This is a genomic window from Streptomyces sp. NBC_00005, from assembly GCF_045160215.1.
Classification (GTDB): Bacteria; Actinomycetota; Actinomycetes; order Streptomycetales; family Streptomycetaceae; genus Streptomyces.
The window spans coordinates 5,758,505-5,783,365 of record NZ_CP108316.1 but is presented as its reverse complement, the minus strand read 5'-3'; the positions used below and the strand labels follow the sequence as shown (position 1 = coordinate 5,783,365).

Below are 24,861 nucleotides of genomic sequence, written 5' to 3'. Positions count from 1 at the left end.
TCCACCTGCGCGGGCGTGGTGCGGGCGGCTTACGGGAGTTGCCCGGCCGGATGTCTGCGCGGGGCCTCGTCGAGCTCGGCGAGGAGGTCGTCGGCGGTGAAGGCGGTGCCCCGGGCGAACTCCGCCTCGTACTCCTCGGTGCCCAGTGCGGCGCGGGCGGCGGCCTCGGCGCGCTCGCTCTCGGCACGCTCCGGCATGGGGCGCGGATCGCCGCCCCGCCAGTGCTCCGCGGCGGCGAGCAGGCGGACCGCGCACGGATGGTCCCCGAGATCGGACAGCAGGACCGCCGCGCCGTCCACGAGGGTCGCCATGATCAGGTCGGCGCACTGCTGTTCCAGCGCCGTGCGGACGGTGTCGGCCAGCTTCGGCAGTCCGTGCGCCGGGCCCGACTCGGCGACCGTCACCCTGGCGTCGATCGCGTTCAGCATCACCGTGAACTGGGGCGGTGGGGTGCCGCGTCCGGTCTCCGCGCGAGCCGCATCGTGCAGCATGCGCGCGCGGGCGGTGTCCTTCTCGTCCACCGCGAGCTGGGCGCGCATCAGCAGGATGAACGACCGGGAGTCCGGCGCACCGTGGCGGTCGGCAGCCGCGGTGGCCTCGTCCAGCCCGCTCGACGCGGCCCGGCGGTCGCCCGCGCGGTAGGCGATCTCGGCGAGCCGGGCCAGCAGGAACGGCGTCTCGGCGTAGGCGCCCACCTCGTAGGCGAGCCGCAGCGCCTCCTCGTACTCGGCCTTGGCCTCGGCGAGGCGGCTTCGGGCCATCGCCGCCTCCGCGGCCGCGCTGCACACCTGGGCCCGCATCCAGCGGTCGCCGACGCGGCGGCTGAGCACCCTGAGCTCCGCGAGGTCCTCGTCCACGCCCTTCATGCCGCCCGACGAGTCGACGACCATGTGCGTACGGAACATCAGGGACACGCCGACCGCCCAGTCGTCGCCGTGGGCGCGGCAGTTGGCGATCGCGGCATCCATGGCGGTCCTGACGTCCAGCGAACTGTCCAGGACGAAGGTGGTCAGCGGCCAGATCAGCCCCGGCATACGGGCCGCCTCGGGGCCGCCCTGCGCGAAGTGGTCGCGCAGCCCGCCGGCGTACTCGCGCAGCCGCTCGTCCAGAGCGTCCATCGGCTCGGTGTCGGACCTGAGGAAGAGCTGCAGCATCCGCAGGCTCATCCGGAGGGTGTGCAGGGGGTGACGGGTCTCCGTGTGCCGGGCGGCCAGGTAGGCGTCCACCGGGTCGATTCCGTCCGTCGGGACCGTCGGGGCGGGTCGGGCGGACTCCTCGGCCAAGGCGCCGTCCAGGGCGACGCCCAGGCGCAGGACCTGGTCCAGCCAGTTGATGGCCTCGTGGCGGTAGTTGCGCAGCCACCAGAACCAGCCCATGGCCAGGGTGAGGGAGCCGGCCTCCTCCTCGGCGCGGGAGGTGAGGGCTCGGTGGAGGGCCGTGCGGATGTTGTCCAGCTCGGTCTCCAGGCGGGAGATCCACGGGAGTTGACCGGCGGAGCGCAGCAGCGGCTCGGCCTCCTCGACCAGCGCGCGCACCCACGCGCGGTGCCTGCGCTCGGCCGCGGCGCGCAGCTCGGGGACCTCGGCGGCGCGCTCCGCGGCGTACTCGTGGATGGTCTCCAGCATGCGGTACCGCATGCCGCCGGAGCCGGCCCGCTCGTCCGGGGTGGCCACGATCAGGGACTTGTCGACGAGCGCCCCGACGAGGTCGGCCGCGGGGCCGGTGCACACGGCCTCCGCCGCCGCGAGGTCCCAGCCGCCGGCGAACACGGACGCCTCGCGCAGCATCGTGCGCTCCCGCTCGTCGAGGAGTTCCCAGGACCAGTCGACGACCGCGCGCAGGGTCTGCTGGCGGGGCAGGACCGTGCGGCTGCCGGAGGTGAGGAGGCGGAAGCGGTCGTCGAGGCGGTCGGCGATCTGGCGTGGGGTGAGCAGCCGTAGCCGGGCCGCGGCCAGTTCGATGGCGAGCGGCAGGCCGTCCAGGCGGCGGCAGATCTCCTCGACCGCCTCGCGGTCGGCGAGCGCCGCGGCCGCGTCGGGGCGGACGGCGGACGCGCGCTCCTCGAAGAGGCGGTGCGCCTGGTCGGGGACGAGGGGTTCGACCGGGCGCACCAACTCGCCCGGGACGCCGAGGGGTTCACGGCTGGTGGCGAGGATCGTGAGCCCGGGGCAGCGGGTGAGCAGCGTCTCGGCGAGGGCGGCCGCCGCTTCGACGAGATGTTCGCAGTTGTCAAGGATCAACAGGTGGCTGCGCGGGGCGCAGTACTCGACGAGCAGGGCGAGCGGGTCGTCCTGCGGGGCCGTCAGCTCGCTGGTCATCAGCACCGTCTCGCGCAGCCCGAGCGCGCTGACCACTGCGCCCGGCACGGCCTCCGGCCGGTCGAGCGGCGCCAGCTCGACCAGCCACGCCTGCGCGATCCCGGCGGCGGCCTGCTCGGCGAGGCGGGTCTTTCCGGAGCCGCCCGGTCCGGTGAGGGTGACGAGTCGTGCCCTGTGCAATTCGGAACGGATGGCGTCGAGTTCGGGTTCCCGGCCCACGAAAGAGGTCAGGCGGGGACGGAGGTTGCCGGTCCGCTCGGCTTGCCCGGGGCGTATCGGGGTGGCAGGCGGGGGCGTCGTCGGGGTGAGCAGTTCCGTGTGCAGGGCGCACAGTTGGGGGCCCGGGTCGGTGCCCAGGCCGTCGGCGAGGGCGCGGCGGGCGGTCTCGAAGGCGGCGAGGGCGTCGGCCGTGCGGCCCGTGTCGCGCAGCGCGCGGAGGAGGAGGGCGTGCAGCGGTTCGTCGTACGGGTGCGCCGCGGTGAGTTCCTTCAGGTGCGGTACGGCGGCGTGGGCGCGGCCCAGGCGCAGGTCCGCGTCGATGCGGGCGCGGGTCGCCTCCAGACGCAGCGCGTCCGGGCGGGTGGCGGCGGCCGGGTCGGGGAGGTCGGCCAGGGCGGGGCCGCGCCACAGGGCGAGGGCCTCGTCGAGGGCCTGGGCGGCGGCGGTCGCGTCGCCGTGGTCCAGGGCGGCCGTGCCCTGCCGTACCAGTCGCTCGAAGACGTACAGGTCGACGTCGTCCGGTGCCGCGGTGAGCCGGTAGCCGCCGGGGTCGGAGACGATCGCGTCCTTGCCGAGCGTACGGCGCAGACGGCCGACGAGGGCCTGGAGGGCGGCCGGGGCGTCCTGGGGAGGGTCGCCCGCCCACACCTCGTCGATCAGGATGTCGACGGGCATGACCCGGCCCGGGCGCAGGGCGAGGGCGGCGAGCAGCGCGCGCAGGCGCCGGCCTCCGACGGGTACGTCGGTGCCCTGGTCGTCCTCGGCCTGGGTGACGCCCAGGATTCTGTACAGCACCGGGTCATTGTCACCGGGGGTGCGAGGTGGGGCACGGCGTTTTGCGGGGGCGGGCGCCCGTGAACCGTGCGGTCCCGGTGCGGGGCCCCGGAACCGGTGGCCGCGAGTGGTCCCCATCACTTCCCGAATCGATACCACGACTGTCTGTCAACAGCTAATGTCCGTATACAGCCAAAGCCCCTACCTGGGCTTTTGCCGTGCAGTGAAAGCCCCAACCTGGGCTTTTGAAGGTTTTTCGGGGGCAGGGGACGCGTTGACCGGAGCAGCACCGCAGGCGGTGCACTTCAACATCCTCGGCGCGCTGGAGATCTGGGCCGACCAGAATCGGCTGCGGCTCGGCGGGCCGATCCAGGAACGGGTCCTCGTCACCCTGCTCCTCGAGCCGGGCCGTGTCGTGCCCGTCACCCGTCTCGTCGAGGTCGCCTGGGACGAGGAGCCGCCCGCGACCGCCGTCCACCAGATCCGCAAGGCGGTCGCCGACCTGCGGCGCCGCATCCCGGGCGGGGCCGGCCTGCTCGTCACGGACGGGCCCGGCTACCGCGCCGCCGTGGCCGACGAGCAGCTGGACCTCAGCCGTTTCACCCGGTTCACCGGCGAGGCCCGCGAGCGGTTCGCGGCCGGTGCGCCCGGCGAGGCCGCCGACCTGCTGCGCAGCGCGCTCGCCCTGTGGCGCGGCCCCGTCCTGGCGGGCTCCGGCGGCGCCACCCTCACCGCGGCGGCCACCGCCCTCGACGAACGGCGCCTGGCCGCGGCCGAACAGCTCTTCCAGCTCCGCCTCGACCAGGGCGAGACCCGTGAACTCGTGTTCGAGCTACGCGAGTTGATCACCGCGCACCCGCTGCGCGAGACCCTGCGCGGCCAGTTGATGCTCGCGCTGTACCGCTCGGGCCGCGCCGCCGAGGCCCTGGAGGAGTACGGCCGGGTGCGCGACCTGCTCGTCGCGGAGCTCGGCATCGATCCGGGACCCCGCCTGACGAAGATGTACGAGGCGATCCTGCGCGACAGCGACGAACTGGCGGGCCCCGAGCCGCAGCCTCCCGCGGCCGCCCCGCAGCCGCCCGCCCCGGCGCCTTCGCTGTCCACGCTGCCGTACGACCTGACGGACTTCACGGGCCGCGAGGAGGAGTTGCGCACGCTGCTGAAGCACGCCGCCGAGCCCTGCGACGGCACGCGGATCGTGGCCGTCGACGGCATGGGCGGCAGCGGCAAGACCTCTCTGGCGGTGCGTGCCGCGCACCAGCTCGCCGAGCAGTACCCGGACGGACGGCTCTGCTTCGACCTGCGCGGCTACTCGCCCGGTGAGGAGCCGCTGCAGCCGGCCGCCGTGCTCGGCGCGCTGCTGCGCACCCTCGGCATCCCCGACCAGCGCATCCCCGAGGACGAGGGCGGCCGGGCGGCGCTGTGGCGGGCCACCCTGGCGGGCCGGCGGGTGCTGCTCCTGCTGGACAACGCCTGTGACTCCGCGCAGGTCCGGCCGATCCTGCCGGCCTCGCCCGGCTGTCTGGTGCTGGTCACGAGCCGGGCCCGGCTGATGCACCTGGACGGCGCCGAGTGGATCTCGCTCGGCGTGATGCCGCCCGACGACAGCGCCACGCTCCTCACGGAGACGCTCGGCGAGCGGCGCACCGCGGCCGAGCCGGAGGCCGTCGCCGAACTGGCCGAGCTGTGCGGCCATCTGCCGCTGGCCCTGCGCATCGCGAGCGCGCGGCTGCGCAACCGCTCGCGCTGGACCGTGCAGTACCTGGTCGACCGGCTGCGCGACGAGACCCGGCGGCTGGGCGAGCTGAGCTCGGGCGAGCGCAGCGTCGCGGCGACGATCCAGCTGTCGTACCAGGCGATGGAGGAGCAGCACCGCAGGGCCTTCAGGCTGCTCGGGCTGCACCCGGGGACCGAGGTCGACGTCCACTCGGGCGCGGCGCTGCTCGGCACGGACTGCCGGGAGGCGGAGGACATCCTGGAGCGGCTGCTCGACGTACACCTCGTGCAGCAGCACACGCTCGGCCAGTACGCCCTGCACGACCTGGTGCGCAGCTTCGCGCAGAGCCTGCGCACGGAGGCCGCACGGGCGGCGGACCACGCCGCGGTCGAGCGGGTCCTGCACTACTACGTCGCGGCCTCCGAGCAGGCGTGCACGGTGCTGTTCCCACGGCGGTCGCGCCATGCGGCGCCGGCGCCCGCGGACGTGGCCGAACTGCCGCCCCTGGACGGCATCGAGCAGGCGCGCGGCTGGTTCGACCAGGAGCACGCCGCGCTGCTGTCCGCCGTGACGGTGGCCCATGAACAGGGCCTCGACCTGCAGACCGGGCAGCTCGCGCGCAACGCCATGTTCTATCTGAACCTGCGCGGCTCCTTCGACGAGTACGAGAACATCGCCGTGCTCGCGGTGGCCTCGGCCCGCCGCCTCGGCGAACCGGCGGCCCTGCGCACCAGCCTGTCCAACCTGACGTCCTCCCACTGGAAGCTCGGCAGGTTCCGCGACGGCCTCGAGTCGGCCGCGGAGGCCCTGGAGATCGCGCGGTCCGTCGGCGACACCCACGGGCAGGCCGTCAGCCTCGACCAGCTCGGGCTGCTGCACAGCTGCCTCGGCCACCTGAAGGAGGGCCGGGAGAACCTGATCCGCAGCATCGAGTTGCACGAGAACGCGATGCGCAAGGAGATGGCGCTGTGCAACCTCAGCACCGTGTGCGCCTGGCTCGGCCAGTACGAGGAGGCGGCGGCCGCGGCCGAGCGGGCCGTCGAGCTGCGACGCGCCTACGGTGAGCCCGCCAGCCGGATCCCGGCCCTGAACGACCTGGCGATCGCCCTGCTCGGCCTCGGTGAACCCGAGCAGGCGAAGGCGTGCCTGGCACAGGCGATGTCCGTCGGTGACCAGTCGTCGATCCCGGAGGACCTCGCGCTCACCCTCGCGCTCGCCGCCGACGCCGAGCAGCGCCTCGGGCACCAGCGCGCCGCGTCGACGTACGCCGAGCAGGCCATCGACCTGGTGCGGGAGCGCGGCACGGCGCTCAGGTGCTGCGACGTCGAGAACATCGTGGGCCGCATGCACCGTCAACGGGGCGCCTACGCGCAGGCCCTGGAGCTGCACCGGAGCGCCGCGCGGCGGGCCGGCGCCATCGAGTACCGGGTGGAACTCGCCCGCGCCCACGACGGGATGGCGCACGCCGCGGACGCGCTCGGGGACGGGGCGTCGGCGCGTCGCCACCGGGCGCGCGCGGACGAACTGTTCGCGTCGATGCAGATGCCCGACGGGGCTCGCTGAGCGCCTGCGCCGACCGACGGCGGTGCCCCGTATCCGGCCTGCGGGTACGGGGCACCGTTGCGGGGATGCGTGATCAGGCGAGCGTCGCGTCCGGGCCGCCGTTGTTGAGCGGAGCGGCGGCGGGCGGGGCGTCGGGGCCGCCGTTGTTCGCCGAGGCCTCGGTGGCCGTCCCCCAGCCGAGCACCAGTACCGTCGCCGTGATCCCGATGAGTCTCAGCGTCTTCCCGCGCATGATTGTGCCCCCCTGTGTTGGTGATGCTGTCGTTCGACGTGCCTCATCGTGCCCGCGGCCGATCCCGAACCGTTCCCTGACGGATACCGTCCGCTACCGGTTCGCTACCGGTCCGCTCCGGCGAGGGCGCGGAACAGCCGCAGTTCGGGGTCGCATGCGGCGTCGATGCGCGGCAGTTCGGGTCCGCGGTCGCCGAAGGAGGCATCGGAGGCCACGACGCGGGCGCCCTGCTCGGTGAGGACCATCTGCGTGTACGCGGGCCCGAAACGGTAGTCGGCCAGGTCGAGCAACGCCCTTGCCGCCGCGCGCAGTTCGGCCCTGACCTGGGCACCCGGCCGGGCCGGGGACACCTCGCAGGGCCCGCCGTCGAAGTGCCGTGCCGTGATGCCGAGGACGTGGTGCGCCCCGTCGACCGTCAGGGTGTGCACACCGAAGGCGGGGCCCGCGAGGTACTCCTCCAGCAGATAGGGGCCCGGCGCTGCGTCCGCCTCGCGGCGGGCCGTCCAGGCGGCCAGGTCGCCGGGGCCGCTGATCCGCGTTACATGGTGGCGGCCCGCCCCGTCGGTGCGCTTGACGACCAGCGGAAGCCCCAGCACCCGTACGAGAGCGGGCACTTCGACGACCGACCGGGCCTCCCAGGCGCGGACGACCGAGCGGCCGTTCTCGTTCAGGAGGCGGCGCATCGCGGTGCGGTCGCTGATCCTGCGTACGGACTGGGCGCTGGTCATCGACAGGCCCGCGGCGTCGGCGGCGGCGAGGGCCACGGCCCTGCGTCGCCGGCCGCCCAGGTGCAGCACATGGTCGATGCCGTGCCGGCGGGCGGTCCCGCGCAACAGGGCGGCGAGGGCGGCCGGGTCGCCGGTGTCGGCCGGCAACAGTGCCTGTGAGAGCCGCCCGGTCTCGGCCCGGCAGTGCGGTTCGCACAGCGCCGGGTCCTGGACCGACCAGACGCGGAACCCGGCCGCCACCGCCCTGGCCACCGAGGTGTGACAGGGCTGGACGAGGAGCAGCCGCCGGGGAGCTGCGGAAGTCACGCCTCGGCCGACGACCGGTCCAGTCCGACGAGTTCGTCGGCGAGGGTGCCGCCGCTGCCCCAGTGGTCGTGCGGGACGTCCCTGACGAGGACGGTCACGGCTTCCTTGGGACAGCCCGCGATGCGCGAGGCGGACGCGGTCAGTTCGGCCACCAGCTCGGCCCGGGCCGCGCGGTCGTTGCCCTGCCACCAGTCGACGGTGATCACCGGCATGTCGGTTCTCCTTCTTCGCAAGGGAGTTGCTCTACGAGGGGGTGGGGGTGCGGAGTGCTTCCGTGCCGGTGCGGGGCGGTTCCTCGCCGTCCTGCCACAGGCTCAGATAGCGCTCGCCCGTGTCGGGCAGCACCGTGACGACGGTCCTGTCCGCGTACTCGGGCTTGGCGACGAGCCGGACGCACGCGTGCACGGCCGCTCCGGACGAGACGCCGACGAACACGCCCTGGCCGCGCGCGAGTTCACGCGCGGTGTGCATGGCGTCCTCGTCGGAGACGGTGACGACCTCGTCGATGAGCGAGACGTCGGTGGTGCCGGCGACGAAGCCGCCGTTGAGGCCGGGGATGCGATGCTGTCCCGCGGTGCCGCGCGACAGGACCGGGGAGTTCTCCGGTTCCACCGCGACGACGTGCACCGAAGGGTTGCGCTCCTTCAGGTACCTGGCGATGCCGGTGAGCGTGCCGCCGGTGCCGACTCCGCACACGAGCACGTCGACGCGGCCACCGGTGTCCGCCCAGATCTCGGGGCCCGTCGTCTCGTAGTGCGCGCGGACGTTGTCCTCGTTCTCGTGCTGGCAGGTGAACCAGGAGCCGGGCGTGGCCGCGTGGATCTCCTCGGCCTTGGCGATCGCGCCCTGATAGCCCGTCTCGCGCGGGGTGCGGACGACCTCGGCGCCGAGCGCCTTCAGCAGGGCGATCCGCTCGGCGGTGGCACTGTCGGGCAGCACGATCACACAGCGGTGGCCGCGCGCGGCGGCAAGCGCGGCGAGCGCGATCCCCGTGTTGCCGGAGGTTGCCTCGACGACGGTGCCGCCGGGCCGCAGCTCGCCGCGCTCCTCGGCGGCCCGCAGCATGAACAGCGCGGCCCGGTCCTTGATGCTGGACAACGGGTTCACGGACTCGAGCTTGGCCAGCAGCCGCACTCCTTCGGCGGCGCCCACGGCCTCGTCGAGGCGCAGCCGGACGAGCGGTGTGGATCCGACGAGGTCGGCGATGCTGTCGGCGATGGGCTGGGGCACGGGGCTGTCCTCTCTGCGGACGAGTCCGGTTGGGGTCGGGTGATGAGTCGGGGTGGGGTCAGGCCTCGTCGAGGACGAGCTCGCCGAGGAACCAGGTCTCGACCTGCCGCAGCCGCTGCTCGACGGTGGCACGGTCGGGGCCCGAGACCAGCACCGTGCACAGGAAGTCGGAGGAGGTCCTGGCCGCCGTCATGGTCTGGCCCGGCCTGACGAAGACGCGGAAGCGCTCGATCCAGGGGAGGTCCGGCGGTGCGTCCGGTACGGCATTCACGCGTCCCGGGCGCTTCATCAGCACCAGCTGGCCTGTCATGGTGCGCGGCAGCGGCAGCTCGGCGGAGCCGGGCGCCGGCCGCTCGACGGGCACCGGCAGGCCGAGCTCCGCCCGCAGCCAGCTCTGCGTGGGGTCCGCGCCGAACAGCAGGGTGACGATGTCGCGGATCGCGGCGCCGCCGGTGCGGCAGGCGATCTCGCAGAGCACGAGCTCGTCGTCGGGGGTGTGGAAGACCTCCGCGTGGAAGGCGAAGTTCGCCGGACCTGGCAGCGCCTCCAACAGCCGCTCGGTGAACGCGAGAAGCCGGTGCGCCAGCGGGTCGTCCCGGTCGAGCGTGAGGTCGATGCGGGGTCCGGTGTCGGTGGCGTACGTCGCCAGGGCGTACTGGTACTGCGAGGGCCAGGCCAGCGCGAGCCGGCCGTCGAGGACGAGGCCGTCGACGTGGCACAGCGGTCCTGGCACGTACTCCTCGGCGATCAGGTTCGGCTGGTCGGGGCCGTAGAGGTCGAAGCCGTCGGCGAGATATGCGTCGAGTTCCTCGCGGGTGTGCAGGATGTGCAGGCCCACCGAGCCCGCGCTGTCCCGCGGCTTGAGGACCACCGGGAAGGCGTGTCTGTCGGCGAACGCCACGATGTCGGTCGCCGTCTCGATCTCCCGGTACGCGGCCACCCGCACCCCGGCCGCCGCGGCGAGCTCCTTCATCAGTGCCTTGTCCCGGAACGGCAGGACGGTCTCCCGGCGCTGACCCGGCAGGCCGAGGATCTCGCGCAGGGCGGCGGCCCGTTCGAGGTCCCGCTCGTGGGGGGCGACGATGCGGGTGACGCCGTGCTCGCGCGCCAGGTCGAGGGCGCGTTCCTCCAGGCGTCCGCCGGTGTCGTAGCCGTCCACCGCCTCGGCGTGGGCGTATCCGGTGCCGGACGCGGGGATCTCCTCGCCGACGCGGTCGAGGTTCTCGCGCGAGGCGAGCAGCAGGACGTCGCCATCGTGGTCGGCGAACCAGGCGTCGTAGGGGACGGCGTTCAGCGATCCGACCTGGTGCAGGACGAGAACACTCACTCAGACCGCCTCCATGCTTTCCCGGTACGCCGGTCGCGGCCGCACCCGATCAAGTCCCGCCTGGGCACGGACCAGTTCCCGTGCCGGGGCCGTGCGTCCCGTGTACCGGGCGGTGTCGACGCGCCATGTGCCCGACTCGTCGCGTACCGCCTCCACTTCGAGCGGGTGGCCCGGGGCGGCGGGCAGCACGGCGAGTGCCGCGTCGGTGGCGGGGTTGCCGGGGCCGCGGTGGCGGGGGCCGGCCGTCGCCGGTTCGACGGTGAGCCCGGCGGTGGCCGCCGTGTCGCCCTCGGCGATGCCGCCACGGGCGAAGGCGCGCAGCTCGGCCTCGCCCGCGAGCTCGGCGACGACGGCCCGCTCGGGTCCGCGCCGCCTGCGCACCACCAACGGCCGGCCCCATGCGTGGGCGGCCCGGTACAGGTCGGCAATGGTCCCGGCGGCCGCACGAGGCACGACGGGCACCCCGGCGGCACCGAGCAGCTCGGCGGCACGGATCGCGTCGGCACCGACCACCGCCTCGTCCCGGGTCTGCCCGGCAAGGCCCAGGTGGTCACGGAGCGATCCGGCCCGGATCTGGTCGCCGGGGTGCAGGGCGATCACGGCGGTGACGGGCCTGCGGGCGGCGATCTCCAGCACGGCGAGCTCGACGGCGGCGGTGGCGGCGAACCGGCCGATGCAGTGCACCTCGACGGCGGCCACCGTGGCAAAGCCGTCACTCGGGCCCGCCCCGCCCCCGGCCGACGCGGCAACCCGGTCGACCCGACGCCCTTCGATCCCGGCCGTCGCAGCACTCTCCTCCACACCGCGCACCTCGACCCCGTGGACCGGGACCGCGGCGAACCCGCCACCCCGGCCCGCCCCGACAGCGGCCGTCGTGGCGCCGCCTTCGGCGCGGCCCGGCTCGGCTCCCGCGCCGGCGGTGTGCCCGGTCTCCGCCCCCGGTTCGGTCACCACGACCAGGTCGTGCCCCGAGTCGGCGAGCCACTGCCCGTACGGCAGGTGTCCGAGTGACGTGCGGTGCAGCACTACGAGCGTCATGAGCGCCCCTCGCCTTCCGGGCGGCACCGCACGGCCGCTTCCCTGCGTCGCGTCATGACCGCTCCTCGCCTTCCATCCGGACCGTCAGCCCGGTAGCCGCCAGTTCCTCGCACAGGAGCACCGCCTTGTCGGTGTCCGGGGCGGTGACGGCCAGGAGGCCTAGGCGGTCCCAGTTGTCCTGGGCGGCTCGCACCACGGAGCCCTTGCGCGCGGCGATGTCCACGGCGAGTACGTCCGGGCGGGCGCGCAACTCCTCGACGCCCGTCACCTCGGCGACCGTGCCGGGCCGCCCGATCAGGCCGCGGACGCAGCCCGCGGCGCGTGCCTCGGGCCGCCCCTCCAGCGCGTCGACGAGGCGGAACGGCCAGGCGAGGGCGTACCGCACGAGGTCGATGTCGTAGGCGGCCTGCACCAGGGTCTGGATGCGGCCGCCGCCGTTGCGGTTGTGGCCCTCGATGAGGAGCGGGCCGCGCGGGGAGAGCCTCAACTCGGTGTGGGCGGGGCCGTCCTGGAGGCCCACCGCGTCGAGGAACGCGGCGACGGCCTCCTCGACACGCCGTTCGTCGTCCGCCCCCAGCCGGGCGGGCATCGCATGGCCCAGTTCCGCGAAGTGCGTCTCGTCGACGAGCTTCTCGGTGATCGCGACGACGACGTGCCGGCCGGCGAAGCTGAAGGACTCGACGCTGAACTCGGGCCCCGGGATGTACTCCTCCATCAGGTAGCCGGCCACCTGGTAGAGCGTGGTGCCCCGGTCGACGCCGCCGACCCGCAGCGCCTCGATGCGCTGCCACACCGTGTCGACGTCCTCGGGTCCGGCCACCTTGAAGATGCCGAACCCGGCGGTCAGGTCGACGGGCTTCACGACGAACGGGTAGCCGTGCGCCCGCCCGAACGCGGCGAGGCTCTCGCGGTCGGTCAGCGGCCCCGCGCCGATCGCGAACTGCGGTGCCGCCTCGGCCAGATGGCGGCGCATCGCCAGCTTGTCGCGCAGCAGCCGGGCCGTCTCGTAGCTCGTGCCGCCGAGTCCGAACAGGTCGTTGACCCGGCCCGCGATCTCCAGGCCGGGTTCGGTGAGGGAGATGGCCGCGGCGAAGTTCCACACCTGGTGGGCGGCCCGGGCCAGCGGCTCGACGACGGCCCAGTCCGTGAAGTCGGCGACGAAGGTGACGTCGGCGAGCCGTGCCTGCTCCGGGTCGAACTTGTCCTTGTGCTGGATGAGGATCACGTTCAGACCGAGCGACTTGGCGATGCGCAGCGGCTCGGTGAGATGCCCGAGCACCAGCAGGGTGCGCTCGGGCACCATCGGCTGCGCGGGCTCGGCCCGGACGGCGTTGAGGAGCTCCGACGCATACGTCACCCGCAGCAGCGCCTCGGCCGCACCGGCCCGCTCCTCGACCTCCCGCGGCCCGGCGCCCTCGACGATCACGAAGCCGTGCCGGCTTCCGGAGTGCACCGTGACGGGGAGTTCGTCACCGGGGCCGTAGGGGAAGCGCAGATCGTGGGCGTACGCCAACTCCCGTATCGCATCGAGGCCTTCGACCCGGGCGATACGGCCGGGTTCCAGCTGGAAGAACGAGATGGCGGCGGACCGCTCGGCCGCGCCCGGTGCGACGGGGCGGCCCGCGAGCGACTCGAAGATCGCCGCCTCGATGTCGAAACCGGTGGCGATGCGGATCAAGTGCGGGATGCGGTCGCCGCCCAGCCGGGCCTGCGACTCGACGATGCGCGGACCGGCGGCGGTGAGGATGATCTCGGTGTGGGCGGGGCCGAAGCGGTGCCCTGCCGCGTCGAGGAGCGCCGTCACCAACTCGCCCATGGCGTCGGCCGTTTCGGCGGGCAGCGGGGCCGGGAAGAGCTGGCCGGTCTCCACGAACAGGGGCCCGTCCGTGACCTGCTTGGCGGTGATGCCGACGACCTGGTGCCGGCCGTCGGCGCTGAGCGTCTCGACGCTGAACTCGGGGCCTTCGAGGAACTCCTCGACGACCACCTGGCCTTCGTACCCGAAGGCCCGCACCTCCTCCTGCCAGCCGCGCAGCTCGTCGGGCGAGCGCACCAGACGCACGCCCGCGCTGCCCTGCAGCCGGGTCGGCTTGACGACCGCCGGATACCCGAAATCGCCCAGCAGCGGGGCGACTTGGCCGGCGGTGTCGGCCACGGCGCTGCGCATCGGCGACAGCCCGTGCGCGGCGAGCAGCTCCCGCATCGCCGCCTTGTCGTTGAGGCGGCGCACCGCCTCGGGCGGGTTGGGTGCGAGCCCGAGGGCGTCGGCCTCCTGCGCCGTCGCGAGCATCGTGGACTCCTTGCCCAGATGCAGCACGTGCGCCACGTCGTGGGCGAGCGCCGTCTCGCGGACCAGGGCGCGCAGGGCGGCCTCGTCGGCGAAGTCGGCGTACAGCAACGCGCTGGAGTGGCGGGCCACATCGCGCAGATAGGCCTCCGACTGCAGCGCCGGGTCCCAGATAGAGACGACCTCGAAGCCGGCCGCCACGGCCTTCTCCACCAGCTGGCGGTACGGCTGGACCATGAGGATCCGGTGGTTCTCGGTCACTGCTCGGTCCCTTTCAGGAAGAAGTGCGGGATACGTCTCAGGAGGCGGCCGGCGCCGGCCGGCCGGCCGCGGCCGCGGCCTCGGCCTCGGCCGCCCGGGCGTCCTGGGCGCGGAACAGCGACCGGTACAGGGCCATCGCGGCGGCGCCGAAGACGGCGTAGATGCAGGCCATCCCCCAGCTGGGCACGAGCGCGCCGACGGTCACGCACAGGGAGCCGACGAGCAGTCCGAGGCGGACCTGAAGGCCGTACGCGGCCATGTACTTGGTGCGGGACGCGTCCGGTACCGCGTTGGCGAGCAGGGTCTGCTTGACCGGGGCGTTCATCAGCTCGCCCGCGGTGACCACGAACGTCGCCACGATCAGGGTCCAGGCGTCGCCGCTGACCGCCCACACCATGTAGCCGACGGTGAACACGACGATGCCGCCCATCAGGCGCCGCCGTTCCCCGACCCTGCCGAGCACCTTGCCGACCCACAGCGCGCAGCACACGACCAGCAGGGTGTTGACGGCCCGCATGATGCCGAGCATGTTCACGCCGGTCACGCGCACGTGCCACGAGCCGATGTCGATGAGGTCCTGCGGGGTGAAGTGGTTGCCGAGCCGCACCGCGATCGACGACGAGATCTGCACCTCGATGGAGCGGATCAGCAGTGCGGCGACGATCAGCCGCAGGAAGACCCGGTCGCGTACGACGGAGACGTAGCCCACGAGCGCGGACTTCACGCCGCGCGGGTTGTCCACGCCGTCCTCGGGCGCCGTCTCCTTGATGCCGAGGAAGGTCGTCGCGAACACCGCGGCGAGACAGACGGCCGCGGCGGCCAGGAGCTGGAAGAAGTAGCCGTAGTAGAAGAAGCCGCCGACCAGCGAGCCCAGCATGAACGCCATGTTCGTGGACCAGTAGTTGATCGTGTAGACGGCGGTCCGGGACTCCGGTGTGGTGACGTCGACGAGCATCGCGTCGTTCGCGGGCAGCGCGGTGCCCGCCGAGCAGGCGGCGAGCAGGTACAGCCCGTACAGGACGATGCCGTTGTCGCCGCCCGCCGGTGAGGCCACGAAGGCGAGGCCCCCGTAGGCGAGGCAGGCGCCGAGTTCGCCGCCGAGCAGGATCGGGCGGCGGCCGTACGTGTCGGACAGGTGCCCGCCGACGAGGTTGCAGGTGATGGCCGCGAGCGCCACGACCAGCGTCATGAGGCCCGCCGTCGCGGCGCCGTAGAGCTTCGCGAAGTGGATCACCATCAGCGGTACGAGCATGATGTCGAAGAACCGCTGGACGAAGGCGACCCCGATGCGCAGCCGCAGGTTGGGGTGGAGTTCGGTGAACTTCACCGTGCGGCCTCCGTCTCGGCGGGCCACCAGCTGAGGTAGCGCTCCCCGGTGTCGGGGAAGACGGTCACGACGGTGGCGCCCGTGAGGTCGTGGCGGCGGGCCAGTTCCGTGCAGCCGTGGGCCGCGGCGCCCGAGGAGATGCCGACGAGGAGTCCGGTGCCGGCCGCGATGGCGCGGGTGGCGGCCGCCGCGTCCTCGTCGGAGACCGCGATCACCTCGTCGATCAGGTCGACGTCGGTGACGGGGCTGATGAAGCCGCCGTTGAGGCCGGGGATGCGGTGCGGTCCGGGCTCTCCGCCGGACAGCAGCGCGGAGCCGGCCGGTTCGACGGCGACGACGGTGAGGTCCGGGTTGCGCTCGCGCAGGAAGCGCGCGGTACCGGTGAGCGTGCCGCCGGTGCCGACCGCGCAGACCAGGAAGTCGACGCGGCCCTCGCAGGCCTCCCAGATCTCCGGGCCCGTGGTCGTGTAGTGGGCCCGTACGTTGTCGGGGTTGGTGTGCTGGCTCGCGTACCAGGAGCCGGGGATCTCGACCGCCAGCTTCTCGGCGCGCTCCACGCAGCCCGCGAACCCGAGGGTGTGGTCGGTGAACTCGACCTCGGCGCCCAGCATGCGCAGCGTCAGGACGCGCTCCTGGGTGGCGTTGTCGGGCAGCACGATCACACAGCGGTAGCCGCGCGCGACGGCCAGTGCGGCCAGCGCGATACCGGTGTTGCCGGACGTCGACTCGACCACGGTGTGGCCCGGGAGCAGGTCGCCGCGCTCCTCGGCGGCCCGCAGCATGAACAGGGCGGCCCGGTCCTTGATGCTGGACAGCGGGTTGGCGGACTCCAGCTTGGCGAGCACCCGGGCGCCGGCGGCGGGGCCGTCCAGGGGCAGCCGCAGGAGCGGGGTGGAGCCGACCAGGTCGGCGATGCTGTCGGCGATGGCTGGAGACATGCGGTGTCCTCGGTGCGAAGCGGTCGGTGGGTTCACGGTGCGGGCCGTCACCAGGACCCCGCCGATGCGGTCACCGCGAACAGGTCCTCCATCAGCCGGGGTTGGTGCCCCTTGGTGCGGATGACGGCGGTCGGCGCGAGGACCTTCGCGTAGGCGGGCACGTCCTTGTTCACCAGGGCCTGGGCGCCGATGACGGCGTGGTCGGCGATGGTGACGGGGCCGAGCACGGTGGCGTTGGTGCCGAGCACGACGCCGTTGCCCACCCGGGGGTGCCGGCGCTCGCCCTCGGGCCGCTTCACGTCGCTCCACCAGCCGACCGCGCCGAGCGTCACCTGGTGGTAGATCGTCACGTCGTCGCCGACCTGCGCGGTCTCGCCGATCACGACGGCCGCCCCGTGGTCGATGAACACCCGCCGGCCGAGCTCGGCGCCGGGATGGATCTCCACGCCGGTGGCGCGGCGGGCGCCGTACGCCAGCAGCCGTGCCGTCATGCGGTGCCCTCGGCGGTGCAACCGGTGCGCGACGCGGTGCGTCCACAGGGCGGGCAGCGCCGGGTGCAGCAGTGCCTCGCGGCGGTTGCGGATGGACGGATCGCGCTCCACGACCACCCGCAGGTCCTCGCGCAGCGTGCTCAGGATGCCTGTCGGCCCGCCTGTGTGTTCCGGCATGTGGAGTCCCTTGTCTGTCAGGTCGGTGGGCGGCGGACGCGGCAGGCGCTCAGGCGCCGGCCCCCGTCGGCTGCCGCACCGCCGCCAGTGCCGTCAGCGTCGCGTCGATCAGCCCGCTCAGGGCCGCGACGACCTCGGGGTCGGTGAAGTCGCCCTCTGCAGTGCGCAGTTGACCCGCCCGGCGCACGGCCACGGGGTCGTGGGCCACCACCCGCGCCCCGCACCGCTCCAGCACCCCGGCGAGCGCGGCCTGCGCGTCGACGGCGCCCCGCGCGCCCGGTGAGGCGCTGGCGAGGGCGACGGTCTGGCCGGTCAGCGCGCTGTTGCCGCCGGGGCGCGAGAGCCAGTCGAGTGCGTTCTTGAGGACGCCCGGCATCTCCCCGTTGTACGAGGGCGTGCTGATGAACAGCGCGTCCGCGTCCCCCACGAGCTTCTTGGCGGCCCGCACGGCGAGCGAGCCGTCCTCCTGCTCGACGTCCCAGTCGAAGTGCGGGAGCAGCCCCACGGACAGCGTCTCGACCTCGTACGCGCCCGCGTCCGGCCGCTCGTTCAGGAGGCGGCGCACGGTGGCGAGGACGGATGCGTTGAGCGAGTCCCGGCGGACGCTTCCGGAGATGAGGACGATCTTGGTCACGGCGACTTGCCCTTCGGGGACTGCGTGGGTTCGGCGGACATCCGCCCGGTCGGCTTCCGGCTGTCCTTGAGCCTGCCGCCCGCCGGTCCCGATCCCGTCCCGCTCCGGTCCCGCACCCGCCGGTACCGGACCGGGAATTCTTCGGTAGCCCCCGCCCGCACCCTGGTCAACGGCTGTTCAGCGGGGCCCGGGCGGTTCATCGGGAGGGTGTGTCCGGGCCCCGCAGCCACACCGGTTCGAGCATCACGTTTCGGGGGGCGTTCCCATGACGACTGCGAGTGCACTGACATCCGGCATACCGCTCACGGGCGCCTGCCTGCCCGACCTGCTGGCGCACCAGGCCGCCCTGCGGCCCGACGCGACGGCGGTCGGCCTGGGCGAGGAACGGCTCTCCTACCGCGAACTCGACCGCCGCAGCCGGGCCCTGGGAGCCCATCTCGCCGGGCTCGGCATCGGCCCCGACACCTGCGTGGGCCTGTTCACCGAACCGTCCCTCGACCTGATGGTCGGCGCCTGGGGCGTCCTCGCCGCCGGCGCCGCCTATCTGCCGCTGTCCCCGGACTACCCGGAGGACCGCCTGCGGTACATGCTCGAGGACTCCGGGACCTCCGTCGTCGTGACCCAGGCCCATCTGCGCGACCGCCTCGCGGCCCTCGCGCCCCGCGACACCGCGGTCGTCACCCTGCGGGACGTGCCCGAGGAGCCGGCCGCCGGGGAGTCCGCCCGCGCCGCCGCCCCCGACCACCTGGCGTACGTCATCTACACCTCGGGCAGCACCGGCCGGCCCAAGGGCGTGATGATCGAGAACCGTGCCGTCGTCAACCAGCTCGGCTGGCTCGCCGACTGCGGCCATCTGGGCCCGCAGGTCACGGTGTTGCAGAAGACCCCGATGAGCTTCGACGCCGCCCAGTGGGAGATCCTCGCGCCCGCCACCGGCGCCCGGGTCGTCATGGGCGCCCCCGGCATCCACCGCGATCCCGAGGCCGTCCTCGAGGCGGTACGGGCGGGCGGCGTCACCGCCCTGCAGTGCGTGCCGACGCTGCTCCAAGCCCTCCTGGACACCGAGGAGTTCGCGGCCTGCACCTCGCTGGAGCGGGTCTTCTCCGGCGGCGAGGCGCTCACCCACCGGCTCGCCCGCGACTTCTTCCAGGAGATGCCCGGCGTCCGCCTGGTCAACCTGTACGGCCCGACCGAGACCACCATCAACGCCACCGCCCACCAGGTCGACCCCGAGGACATCGGCGGCGGCGCGAGCGCGACCGTCCCGATCGGCGTCCCCGTCGACGGCCTCCACGCGTACGTCCTCGACGAGAACCTCGCCCCCGTCGACATCGACGAGAGCGGCGAACTGTACCTGGGCGGCGAACAGTTGGCCCGCGGCTACCTCGGCCGCCCCGAGCAGACCGCCGAGCGCTTCGTGGACTCGCCGTTCTCGCCCGGGGAGCGCCTGTACCGCACCGGTGACGTGTGCCTGTGGAACCCGGACGGCACACTGCAGTTCGTCGGCCGCACCGACAACCAGGTCAAACTCCGCGGCTACCGCGTCGAGTTGGAGGAGGTGGCGTCCCGCATCGAGGAGCACACCTGGGTGCGCCGCGCCGCCGCGCTCGTCACCGACGACGCCCGCACCGGCCACCAGGCCCTCGTCGCCTGCGTCGAGCTCAACCCCAGGACCGCCGCCGTGATGGACCAGGGCACCCAGGGCGCACACCACCAGTCCAAGGCCTCCAAACTGCAGGTCAGGGCCCAGCTGTCCAACCCCGGCCTGCGCGAGAGCTCCGAACTGACGGGCCGCCCCGTGATCGCCCTGCCGGGCCGCCAGGAGACCCCCGAGCAGCGCCGCGAGACCTTCGCCCGCAAGACCTACCGCTTCTACGAGGGCGGCCCCGTCACCCACGACGACCTCCTCGCCCTGCTCGCACCGCGCCCGGCCGCCCCGGACCCCCGCCCGCTCGGCGACCTGACGCTGCCCCGACTGGGCCGGATCCTCCGCTGGTTCGGCCCGTTCCGCAGCGAGGAGCGCCTGCTCCCCAAGTACGCCTACGCATCCCCCGGCGCCCTGTACGCCACCCAGCTCTACGTCGAGTCCGGCGGGGTCGCGGACCTGGCGCCCGGCGTGTACTACCACCACCCGGCCGACCACACCCTGGTGCGCGTCGGCGAGAGCACCGGCCACTGCCCGGCCGGCGGGCTCGTCGTGCACTTCCTCGGCAAGAGGCGGGCGATCGAACCCGTCTACAAGAACAACATCCAGGAGGTCCTGGAGTTCGAGGCCGGGCACATGCTGGGCGTCCTGGAGGAGGTCCTCCCCGCCCACGGCCTGACCGTGGCACCGCTGGGCCACTTCCCGTCCGTCAAGGACACCCTCGACGTGGCCGACGAGGACCACTACCTCGGCACGTTCGCGATCACCTCCGACGACGGCCGGCCGCGCCGCGACCCCACGGAGCTGTACGTGCAGGCCCATCCCGGCCGGGTCGAGGGCCTGCCCGGCGGCCAGTACCGCTACCGCGACGGCCGGCTGGAGCCCCTCGGCGAGGAGCTGGTCGAGGCCCGCCACGTCATCGCCATCAACCAGGGCGTGTACGCCCGCGCGAGCTTCGGCATCAGCGCCGTCAGCCGGGCCGAGGAACCCTGGCTCGAGTACGTCGCGCTCGGCACCCGCCTGCACCACCTGCAGCGCACCCCGGGCTTCGGCTTCATGTCGTCGGGCTACTCCTCGAAGACGGGCCACCCGCTGCCGGCCGCCCGCCGCCTCGACGACATCCTCGACGCCGCGGGCATCGCGAGCGGAGCGTCGTACTTCTTCCTCGGCGGCCGGGTCAGCGACGAGCAGGTCGCGAGCGAGGGCATGCGCGAGGACGCCGTGCACACCAAGGGCCCCGCCGAGATGATCCGCGACGAACTCGCCCACGTCCTGCCGGACTTCATGGTCCCCAGCCGCGTCCTCGTCGTGGACGCCCTCCCCCTGACCGCCAACGGCAAGATCGACGTCAAGGCCCTCGCGACCGCCCCCGAGGTCACCTCGGCCCAGGCAACCGGCCCGTACGTCGCACCGGCCACGCCCACCGAGCGCCGGCTGGCGAGGACCTGGGGAGCGGCCCTGAAGTATCCCGACCCGGCGGGTGTCTCGGCCGAGGACAACTTCTTCGCCTGCGGCGGCAATTCACTGATCTCCGTCGCCCTCATCAACCGGATCAACCGGGAGTACGGCACGAAGCTCCCCCTCCAGGTCGTCTTCGAGGCGCCGACGTTGCGCGAGCTGGCCGCCCGCATCGACGGCGATGCCGCCGCCCCCGCGTCCCGCCTGATCCCGCTCGCCCCCGAGGGCGGCTTCGCCCCCGTCTTCTGCTGGCCGGGCCTCGGCGGCTACCCGATGAACCTGCGCGCGCTGGGCCGCGAAGTCGCCCTGGACCGCCCGTTCTTCGGCATCCAGGCGCACGGCATCAACGCCGGCGAGACCCCGTACGCCACCATCCGCGAGATGGCGAGCGCCGACCTGCGCGAGATCCGCCGCGTCCGGCCGAGCGGCCCGTACACCCTGTGGGGCTACTCCTTCGGCGCCCGCGTCGCCTTCGAGGCGGCCTGGCAGCTGGAGCAGGCGGGCGAGAAGGTCGAGCGCCTGCTGCTGATCTGCCCCGGCAACCCCGAACTCCGCCCGCGGGACGGGCGCACCTGGGGCCGCGACGCCTCCTACGCCAACCCCGCGTACGTGACGATCCTGTTCTCCGTCTTCGCGGGCACCGTCCACGGCCCGGCCCTCGACGCCTGCCTGGCCGCGACCCACGACGAGAACAGCTTCGTGTCGTACGTCGGCGAGCTGCTCCCGGCCCTCGACGCGCACACGATCCGCCGCATCACCCGCATCGTCGCCACCACGTACGAGTTCGACTACACCTTCCGCGAACTGACCGAGCGCACCGTCGCCGCACCCATCACCGTCTTCAAGGCACAGGGCGACGACTACTCCTTCCTGGAAAGCCACACCGGCTACTCGTCAAAACCCCCCACGGTCGTCAACCTGTCCGGCGACCACTACGAGGTCCTGAAGGAACACGGCGTGACAGAACTCGTGACCGCGATCCGCACGGCGATGTCCTGAAGGGGCGCAGCGTGACGGAACTCGTCACCGCGGCCCGCACGGCGATGCCTCAAAGGGGCGCAGCGCGGCAGAACTCGTCACCGCGATGCCCCAAAGGGGCGCGGGGAACTGCGCGACCAGCCACGACGGCGCGGCAGACGACCGACACACCCACGCTCCCGCGGCGAAGCCGCATACCGACACCAGCCAACCCCCCGGCTCCCGCGGCGAAGCCGCATCCCGACACCAGCCAACCCCCCGGCTCCCGCGGCGAAGCCGCATACCGACACCAGCCAACCCCCCGGCTCCCGCGGCGAAGCCGCATACCGACACCAGCCAACCCCCCGGCTCCCGCGGCGAAGCCGCATACCGACATCAGCCAACCCCCCGGCTCCCGCGGCGAAGCCGCATACCGACATCAGCCAACCCCCCGGCTCCCGCGGCGAAGCCGCATACCGACGTCAGCCAACCCCCGCCCCACCGCCGGAGGCCAACGCCCCGCGCTTGGGCGTGATCCCCGCCGGCACCGCCCGCTGCCGGGCCGGGGTCCCCGTCCAACAGGTCCCGCGGCGAGCGAGCAGGCGCCGCAGCCACAGCTCCAGGGACACCAGGTCCGCCAGGCCGTCCAGGGGCAGGGGCTCGCCCTCCGCCGCCGCGCGGAGGGCCTTGCGGACCACCCGTGCCTCGACCAGGCCCGCCTCGGCGAGCAGCGGCGTGCCGAACAGGGCCATCAGGGAGTCGGCGGCCACGCGCAGGCCGGTGCGGGCCGCCACCGCCGCCGACGCGTGGGAGGGGGCGCCCCAGCCGGGCGGGAGGTCGCTCACACCGGCGCCCTCCAGGACCGTACGCAGGATGGCGGCCCGGGCACCCGGCTGGACGCGCAGGGCCTCGGGGAGGGCGCGGCAGGCGCGGACGACCTGGTTGTCGAGGAAGGGGGCGTGCAGGCGCTGCGAGCGGACCTCGGCCGCCTGTTCCAGGATGCGGAGGTCCGCGGCATGGCGGGCCAGGGCCGCACGCGCGCGGTAGTCGCCGGGACGCTGGCCCGGGCCGACCCCGGAGCGGTGCGTGGACGCCTGTAGGCGAACCGATACTTCTGCGAGGGCCTCGCCGGTCAGCCAGCGCGCGGCCGGGCCCGGTCTCGCCCACGTGAGGGCGGACAGGGACGCCCCGACGGCGCCCCCGGGCTCGTCGAAACGGCGTTGCAGCAGACGGTCGGCGAGGGCCTCCAGGCCCGTGCGGTACGGGGTGCGGGAGAGCCGGCGGGCCGCGCCGTACACGCGCGCGGGGACCATGACCGAGCCGTCCGCCTTGGCGAGCGCGGCCACGGGGCGCACGAGATGGCGGCGCTTGCGGTCCATCAGGAGGTCGGCCAGGCGGGCCGGGTGCGCGTCCAGGACCTGACGGGCGCCGTAGCCGGTGAAGTGGTCCGCGCTGCCGGAGGCGAGGCGGGCTCTGTGCCGCGCCGCCGTCACCAGGCTCTGACCCGGCTCGTCCGTGAGCGGGCCGTCCAACTCGGCGTACGGGAGGGCCTCTTCGCCGCCGGTCACCACCACGTGATGGAGGCGGGGGTTGGCGGCCAGGGTTCCGGCCCGCTCCAGTTCCGCCTCGCGGCCGCCGACCGCCAGGTCGTTGAAGGTGACCGCCAGCAGGCGCTCGCCCGCGCCGGTGCCGTGGCCCAGGACGGTGCCCGGCATGCCGGGCAGCCCGGCGGCGAGCAGCGCCAGGGTGCCCGAGGCCGGGCCGCCGGAGAGGTCCGCCCCGATGCCCGCGACCGGCATCCCGCGCGCGGCACGCCGTTCGGCCGGTCCCATGCCCGGCACCGGTCCGGGGTCGATGTCCGCACCCGGAACATGTCTCGGCGCCGACAACCGGGCGCGCACCGCCTCCACCAGCGCGTCGCGCACCGCGTCGACCGCGCTGTCCGGGTCGGCGGAGGGCGCCGCCACCGCGAGGGAGGCGACCGGCTCGTAGCCGGCGATCTCCCGCGCCCCGGCGCGCAGGATCAGCGCGTGCCCCGGTGGAATACGGCGTACGCCGTCGTAGGGCGTGGAGTCGTGCAGCGCGGCCGGTACGTCGGGGGCGGCGAGGAGCGCGGCGAGGTGGCCGAAGTCGAGGTTGGCCTCGATGAGGTCGGCGAGCGGGAGGGCCGCCGTCGCGTAGGCCGTGCCGCCCGCCCAAGGGGTGTAGAAGACCGGTCGGGCGCCCGCGAGATCGCCGCAGACCATGACCCGGCGGCCGACCTGGACGATGGCCGTGTAGCTGCCCGGCCACGCCGTCAGATGCCGAAGTGCCCCTCCGCGCGCGGCGAACAGCCCGACCCGCAGCTGCTCGTCGGAGGCACCGCACGTGCCCAGGACCGCTATCCGGTTCTGGGCGTCGGCCTTCACCACCCGCACCTCGTCGGGGCGCCAGTCGCCGACCGCCCACAGCGGATCGGGGTCGCCCCAAAGGAGTTGGGAACCCACCGGGTGCACGGTCTCGCCGTCCTGCCCGGTGGCCCCCGCGGAACCGATCTCCGGAGCCCCCGCGGCGGTGCTGCTCCACCCCACCAACCACCGCATCGACGCCTCCACAGGCTGTGGACAACCAGAGCACCGCACGAACTGGTTCCCCATGCTGCCATGAAGGACGCACGCCGGAGGGGCGGTGGAGCCGCTTACGATCCCCGGAACGCGCTTGGGCGCTCACCCGCCCGAGGAGGCGAACACCCGTACTCGACAAGGTGTCTGCGACGCGAATGCGCCCCCGAAACGCTCCCCGAAAACACCCTTCGCGCCCTCAAGTTCCATGGTGAGAGCGGTAATTGCCCGGTGAGTACGGGGGCGACTTTCGGCCAAATCGGCGAAGAGGGGACAGGCGTGCACACGCTCCGTGCAGGCTCTGCGCAGCGCATCAGGCGTGCGCAGCCCGGGAGACGGAGTTCGCCCCCCGGGCCCGTCCGCCGCCCGCGGGGATGGAGGCGGCGGTGTCCCCCAGCCCACTGGATCCAGTACAGCGGGCCGACCCACGCAGCATCCATGGAAGCGCTCCCCCGGTGGCCGGAGAAGAGCGCACGGACGGGCGCACGGCCACACAACGGGAGCACGGCGCAACTGCGCGTATCGGACCCGCACTTCAGTACGGACCACAATCCCGCCATCCGGAACAATGCCTCTTAACGCTTGGGATGCGGCGAACTACGCTGGGTTTACGAATGCCGCGTGGTTATGCCAG

The 24,861-nt window shown here is 73.6% G+C and carries 15 protein-coding genes; 2 read left to right on the top strand and 13 right to left on the bottom strand.

Annotated features, from left to right (window positions below):
* Nucleotides 1-29: 29 nt before the first annotated feature.
* A complete protein-coding gene (locus OG303_RS26560; protein WP_405871410.1) occupies nt 30-3,332 on the bottom strand; it encodes a BTAD domain-containing putative transcriptional regulator in 3,303 nt (1,100 codons plus the stop codon).
* Between the two features lie 253 nt (nt 3,333-3,585).
* Between OG303_RS26560 and OG303_RS26555 the strand changes: the two genes are divergently transcribed.
* On the top strand, nt 3,586-6,591 hold the full coding sequence (locus OG303_RS26555; RefSeq protein ID WP_405871409.1) for an AfsR/SARP family transcriptional regulator: 3,006 nt from the start codon (nt 3,586-3,588) through the stop codon (nt 6,589-6,591).
* A gap of 73 nt (nt 6,592-6,664) precedes the next feature.
* Here the strand turns inward: OG303_RS26555 and OG303_RS26550 are convergent, their stop codons facing one another.
* The 11 genes from OG303_RS26550 to OG303_RS26500 form a co-directional block, all read right to left on the bottom strand.
* Entirely contained in the window at nt 6,665-6,823 is a 159-nt protein-coding gene (locus OG303_RS26550) for a hypothetical protein (protein ID WP_405871408.1), read from the bottom strand.
* 104 nt (nt 6,824-6,927) lie between these two features.
* Complete coding sequence (locus tag OG303_RS26545; RefSeq protein WP_405871407.1) at nt 6,928-7,857, bottom strand: acetyl-CoA carboxylase biotin carboxylase subunit family protein; 930 nt, start codon at nt 7,855-7,857, stop codon at nt 6,928-6,930.
* A complete protein-coding gene (locus OG303_RS26540; RefSeq protein WP_405871406.1) occupies nt 7,854-8,069 on the bottom strand; it encodes a 4-oxalocrotonate tautomerase family protein in 216 nt (71 codons plus the stop codon). The genes OG303_RS26545 and OG303_RS26540 overlap by 4 nt, the downstream gene beginning before the upstream one ends.
* Before the next feature lie 31 nt (nt 8,070-8,100).
* Nucleotides 8,101-9,087, bottom strand: a complete 987-nt coding sequence (cysK, locus tag OG303_RS26535) for a cysteine synthase A (protein WP_405871405.1) — start codon at nt 9,085-9,087, stop codon at nt 8,101-8,103.
* A 58-nt stretch (nt 9,088-9,145) separates the two neighbouring features.
* A complete protein-coding gene (locus OG303_RS26530; RefSeq protein WP_405871403.1) occupies nt 9,146-10,414 on the bottom strand; it encodes a hypothetical protein in 1,269 nt (422 codons plus the stop codon).
* Nucleotides 10,415-11,452, bottom strand: a complete 1,038-nt coding sequence (locus tag OG303_RS26525; RefSeq protein ID WP_405871402.1) for a hypothetical protein — start codon at nt 11,450-11,452, stop codon at nt 10,415-10,417.
* 52 nt (nt 11,453-11,504) lie between these two features.
* Nucleotides 11,505-14,000 carry an ATP-grasp domain-containing protein gene (locus OG303_RS26520; protein WP_405871401.1) on the bottom strand — a complete coding sequence of 832 codons (2,496 nt, stop codon included), beginning with the start codon at nt 13,998-14,000 and terminating at the stop codon, nt 11,505-11,507.
* Nucleotides 14,001-14,037: 37 nt separating this feature from the next.
* Nucleotides 14,038-15,327 (bottom strand): MFS transporter, encoded by a 1,290-nt coding sequence (locus OG303_RS26515; RefSeq protein WP_405871400.1) that lies wholly within the window; start codon nt 15,325-15,327, stop codon nt 14,038-14,040.
* Nucleotides 15,324-16,265 carry a PLP-dependent cysteine synthase family protein gene (locus OG303_RS26510; RefSeq protein ID WP_405871398.1) on the bottom strand — a complete coding sequence of 314 codons (942 nt, stop codon included), beginning with the start codon at nt 16,263-16,265 and terminating at the stop codon, nt 15,324-15,326. Before OG303_RS26510 ends, OG303_RS26515 begins: the two co-directional genes overlap by 4 nt.
* A 47-nt stretch (nt 16,266-16,312) precedes the next feature.
* The gene (epsC, locus tag OG303_RS26505; RefSeq protein ID WP_405871397.1) at nt 16,313-16,933 is read right to left on the bottom strand and encodes a serine O-acetyltransferase EpsC; all 621 of its coding nucleotides are present in this window, start codon (nt 16,931-16,933) and stop codon (nt 16,313-16,315) included.
* 49 nt (nt 16,934-16,982) lie between these two features.
* Nucleotides 16,983-17,567, bottom strand: coding sequence for an NADPH-dependent FMN reductase (locus OG303_RS26500; RefSeq protein ID WP_405871395.1), 585 nt, complete (start codon nt 17,565-17,567; stop codon nt 16,983-16,985).
* Between the two features lie 265 nt (nt 17,568-17,832).
* Between OG303_RS26500 and OG303_RS26495 the strand changes: the two genes are divergently transcribed.
* Complete coding sequence (locus OG303_RS26495) at nt 17,833-21,669, top strand: amino acid adenylation domain-containing protein (protein ID WP_405871394.1); 3,837 nt, start codon at nt 17,833-17,835, stop codon at nt 21,667-21,669.
* A 440-nt stretch (nt 21,670-22,109) separates the two neighbouring features.
* On the opposite strand, the gene OG303_RS26490 is transcribed toward OG303_RS26495, so the two are convergent.
* Complete coding sequence (locus OG303_RS26490; RefSeq protein WP_405871392.1) at nt 22,110-24,209, bottom strand: asparagine synthase-related protein; 2,100 nt, start codon at nt 24,207-24,209, stop codon at nt 22,110-22,112.
* Between the last annotated feature and the right edge of the window lie 652 nt (nt 24,210-24,861).